The following is a 4417-nucleotide window of genomic DNA, read 5'->3' on the forward strand; positions in this document are numbered from 1 at the left end:
ATATAATTCTTACAATGCCTCTATGGACCTTGTAGGACTCGAACCTACGACCGGACGGTTATGAGCCGTCTGCTCTAACCAACTGAGCTAAAGGTCCAGGCTCTAATCGCGGCGAAGGGGATCGAACCCCCGACCTCCCGGGTATGAACCGGACGCTCTAGCCAGCTGAGCTACACCGCGAAAATCATATTAAAATGATAATGGAGCCTAGCGGGATCGAACCGCTGACCTCCTGCGTGCAAAGCAGGCGCTCTCCCAGCTGAGCTAAGGCCCCTTTTTTCAAAAATACAATCGGGAAGACAGGATTCGAACCTGCGACCCCTTGGTCCCAAACCAAGTGCTCTACCAAGCTGAGCTACTTCCCGATAAACGCGCCCAAGAGGAGTCGAACCCCTAACCTTTTGCGCCCAAGAGGATAATTGCTCAAACTTTTAGACTTTCTGATCTTTTTGCTTATAGTTTCTTCTGTTTCATCGGTTTGTTCCAGTCTAGCAGCTCAACATTCCTTTTACCACCTGTATTTGTTCATCTTGTTTAAAAATAACTGAGTTTTAGTTTGAATACTTTTTTTAATGGCCACATAAGAATAAAAAAATAACAAATATTTAACAATAATGTTGGGCCTAAAAATTTCACCACGAAAAATTGACCATCAAAAGCAGCGAGCTTAAACCCGATTTGAATACCTAGTGTAAAAAGTTGGAAGAGAGTCAAGCTGATCACCCAACTAAAAAACATAGTCGTCATATTTTGATAAAAGAGCGAATGAAATACATACATCATCCACACAACCATCGGGAACCCGACAGCATAGATACCAATGATACCCAAGTAATAAAGATCAAACAGTATACCAATCGCCACTGCCATCCAAATCATATAACGCTTGGAGTAACTTTTTGCCGCAAATAAGGCCACTAATAAGAGTAGCTGTGATTGCCAGACATTGGCCCCTTTGTCCCAATAATCAAATAATCTCGTAATATGCGCATCTAATAGCATCAACAGAAACAAAATAATTCCTAATGTTAATCGGCTCGTTTTACTTTGATTCACTTTACTCACCTACCGTACGCTTGATAACGGTCACGACGGATAAGTCATACATGTCCGCATAAGGCTGGACGTATAATTTTTTATCCAAACCAAAATCATCTGATTGTGCCTCTAGAACCGTACCGACCGCCAAATCTGCTGGTGAATTCCCACCCAGACCAGAAGTCTGTACCACATCACCTTTGGCAAAGGTTGCTGAACCAGTTACTTGTTCGACCACTAGTGCATTTTTGTCCTCATCATAGCCTTTCAATAACCCAAACAATTCGCCACTGTCTGTCGAAATTCTGACTGGATAATGATTCGATGTTTGATTTTCAGAAGACAAAAGTTCTACTTTTGATGAAGAACGATTGACTTCAATCACTCGGCCAATCAACCCTTTTTTAGCCATCACAGACATATTCGCTTCAATACCGTCTTTCGATCCTTTATCGATAACCAAATAATCTTGCCATGAATCGGGCGAACGCGAAATGACGTTGGCTGTGACTTTTTCATAGCTTGATAACGTGGTGTTTAGCGCCAATTGTTCTTTCAAATTAGCAATTTCTCTCTCGCTGTTTTTGTTTGCTTGTGATAATTCTTCATAGGAGTCCAATTTTGCTTTTAATTGTTGATTTTCTTTATAAGTAGAAGCTAAATCCTGAACTGCATCAACCGTATTTTCAACCCAGCTAACTGGAGCTTGGATTGCCTTGTCAACAAAGGCAATGGTATCATTGATCACGGATTGCACGACATTTGATTTTTTTGCTGTTGCCCGCTGCGCAATAGTCAGACTCAAGACAGTCACTACGATTAGCACGATGATTAGGGCAATGATAATATTTTTATTTGGATTAATTTTTTTCACAAGCGCACCTCAATATTATTCAAACTCATACCCTAAATTGTACCACTTTTCCCTATGAAACAAAAGATAAGGCCCTGTGGTTTAATGTTTTTTGAAGCATTTCCCACAGGAACCTTATCTTAATCTTTGCTTTGAATCACAGCCATCACTCCATCACTAAATGAAAAGGATGCTTGATTCGTTAAAAATTCATTGCTCGCATAAGATATTGGATAATCAATTTTTTGTTTATCCAATGTATACTTGCTCTCCGTTAACGTTAATTGCTCCATCGGTGTTAAGCAACAATAGGCTAAATACTTCATACCCGTTTCTTTTTCAATTGTATACGTACCTGGTAGATAGAAGCGAATCGTATTCGTGCGGTCTCGTAAACTAATATTCATGGCATACGGCTGAAATCTCGGCTCCAGTACTAACCAAAGATTGGCTAAAAAGTGATCAATTCTCCCACCAGTTAAGCCAATCATATCAATAGTAGCCTCAGGATATCGTTGAATCGCATGAAGAAGACCTAGCTGTGTGTCGGTATCGTCTTTTTCAGGCTTTGATTGCTCTATACTGTCGGCTTTTTCTTTCACTCGTTTCAATTCGTCCAATGATAATGAATCAAAATCACCAATGGCTGCGTTCAATGGAGATTGCTCTTCTAATAAAAATAAAGCCCCACGATCGACACCTATCGTATAATCATACGCTCTTTCTAATGACGGCCAAGTTTCTTTCGGCGCACCGCCTACAAGTAAAATATTCATTTACTCAATCGCCTCTTTTAACGCGTTAATTCGTTCTTCCGGATGTTGTGCACCATAAATGTAGCTTCCCGCAACAAAAATATTGGCACCTGCCTCGGCACATACCCTAATGGTTTGATCATCAATGCCCCCATCTACTTCAATGTCATAGTGATACCCATACTGCTCTTTTAGCTTGGCTAACTCACGGATTTTGTCCGCCATTTCCGGTAAAAAGCTTTGTCCACCAAATCCTGGATTCACCGTCATCACTAAAATTTGGTCAACCAACGGCAATACATATTTGATAGCCTCGACTGGTGTACCGGGATTGATCACCACTTCTGCTTTTACATCTTCAGCCTTAATCATTTGAATCGCTCGATGGAGGTGTGGCGTTGCTTCAATATGAACACCAATAATATCCGCACCCGCTTTAGCAAACTCATGAATAAAACGTTCCGGATTGACAATCATTAAATGAACATCTAATGGTAATTTTGTAATCGGTCGAATGGCTTGTACAACAGCCGGGCCAAAGGTAATATTGGGCACAAATTGGCCATCCATCACATCAACATGGATATAATCTGCACCATGTTTTTCGACGAATTCAATATCTCTTTGCAAATTGGCAAAATCAGCACTCAGAATCGATGGAGCTATCTTCATTAGCATATCCTCTTCTCTTTATTTTTTCTTTTTATAGACTGGTCTTTTTTGTTCAATCTCTGACATAAATTGTTGGTAATTGTCATACCTGGACTGAGCAATCTCTCCGCTTTCAACTGCTGATTTTATCGCACAATCCGGTTCATTCAAATGCTGACATTCTCTGAAACGACACTGATCCAAACGAGCAACAAATTCAGGGAACTCTCTCGGTAATTCAACTGCTTCGATCGATAAAAAGTCAATGGCACTAAATCCCGGGGTATCTGCGACCAAGCCACCCGCGATTTCTAGCAATTCCACATGTCTTGTCGTATGCCTACCTCTACCTAGTGCATCCGATATCTCACCCGTCTTTAATTGCAATTCAGGTAATATTTGATTCAGTAGTGTTGATTTTCCCGCACCCGATTGCCCCATGAATACCGTAAGTTTGTCAGAAAATAGTTCTTCTAATTCATCAATTGCTTCAGAAGTCTCTTTTGCTACAATGACTTTGTACCCTATTGATCCATAAATATGCTCAATCTCATCAATCTTTTCTTCTTCATCGAATATATCAACTTTTGTTAGATAGATGATTGGCTCTATTGATTGATGCGCCAGTGTAACCAAAAAACGATCCAATAAATTATAGGAAAAATTAGGCTCTACCAAACTGGTTACAATGACTGCTTGATCAACATTTGCCACAGCTGGGCGGACCAATTCATTTTTTCTTGGCAACATTTCTAAAATATAGCCATCCGTTTGGTTCGTACTTTCAAATACTACCTCATCACCGACTAATGGAGAAATTTTCAACTTACGAAAATTCCCTCTAGCACGCGTTTGATAGAGTTTTCCTTCCGAATAAACGTAATAGAAGCCACTCAATGCTTTTCGAATTTGTCCTTTCAATCAAGTACCTCCCTTGTTTTTTTCTATTGTAACACACTTTTAAAGTCACAGTGAGACCAAAAAAAGACACCTATTGTTAGGTGTCTTACGAATCGGGAAGACAGGATTCGAACCTGCGACCCCTTGGTCCCAAACCAAGTGCTCTACCAAGCTGAGCTACTTCCCGATAATTCAATTAATGAAAACAAATAAAAAAACT

5 protein-coding genes and 5 tRNA genes are annotated in these 4417 nt (G+C 40.2%); all 10 read right to left on the reverse strand.

Annotated features, from left to right (window positions below; translation table 11 throughout):
- Positions 1–23: 23 nt before the first annotated feature.
- Positions 24–97, reverse strand: a tRNA-Ile gene (locus NE257_RS06410).
- A 9-nt stretch (positions 98–106) separates the two neighbouring features.
- A tRNA-Met gene (locus NE257_RS06415) sits at positions 107–180 on the reverse strand.
- 21 nt (positions 181–201) lie between these two features.
- Positions 202–274: transfer RNA gene (locus tag NE257_RS06420), tRNA-Ala, on the reverse strand.
- 17 nt (positions 275–291) lie between these two features.
- Positions 292–365, reverse strand: a tRNA-Pro gene (locus NE257_RS06425).
- A gap of 169 nt (positions 366–534) precedes the next feature.
- A complete protein-coding gene (gene mreD, locus NE257_RS06430) occupies positions 535–1056 on the reverse strand; it encodes a rod shape-determining protein MreD (RefSeq protein WP_040366362.1) in 522 nt (173 codons plus the stop codon).
- A 1-nt stretch (position 1057) separates the two neighbouring features.
- Complete coding sequence (gene mreC, locus NE257_RS06435) at positions 1058–1912, reverse strand: rod shape-determining protein MreC (RefSeq protein ID WP_007207866.1); 855 nt, start codon at positions 1910–1912, stop codon at positions 1058–1060.
- A 119-nt stretch (positions 1913–2031) separates the two neighbouring features.
- Complete coding sequence (locus NE257_RS06440) at positions 2032–2667, reverse strand: thiamine diphosphokinase (RefSeq protein WP_251851874.1); 636 nt, start codon at positions 2665–2667, stop codon at positions 2032–2034.
- Positions 2668–3318, reverse strand: coding sequence for a ribulose-phosphate 3-epimerase (gene rpe, locus NE257_RS06445; protein ID WP_251886037.1), 651 nt, complete (start codon positions 3316–3318; stop codon positions 2668–2670).
- 18 nt (positions 3319–3336) lie between these two features.
- Positions 3337–4218: a ribosome small subunit-dependent GTPase A gene (gene rsgA, locus NE257_RS06450; RefSeq protein ID WP_251855537.1), complete on the reverse strand. Its 882-nt coding sequence runs from the start codon at positions 4216–4218 to the stop codon at positions 3337–3339.
- A gap of 92 nt (positions 4219–4310) precedes the next feature.
- Positions 4311–4384: transfer RNA gene (locus NE257_RS06455), tRNA-Pro, on the reverse strand.
- Positions 4385–4417 lie beyond the last annotated feature (33 nt).

It is taken from the genome of Enterococcus italicus (genome assembly GCF_023743875.1).
GTDB classification, from domain to species: domain Bacteria; phylum Bacillota; class Bacilli; order Lactobacillales; family Enterococcaceae; genus Enterococcus_G; species Enterococcus_G italicus.

Excerpts from the sequence above, each read along its gene's own strand:
- NE257_RS06440 (WP_251851874.1), bottom strand. The coding sequence starts at position 2,667 with ATGAATATTTTACTTGTAGGCGGTGCGCCGAAAGAAACTTGGCCGTCA.
- rpe (WP_251886037.1), bottom strand. The coding sequence starts at position 3,318 with ATGAAGATAGCTCCATCGATTCTGAGTGCTGATTTTGCCAATTTGCAA.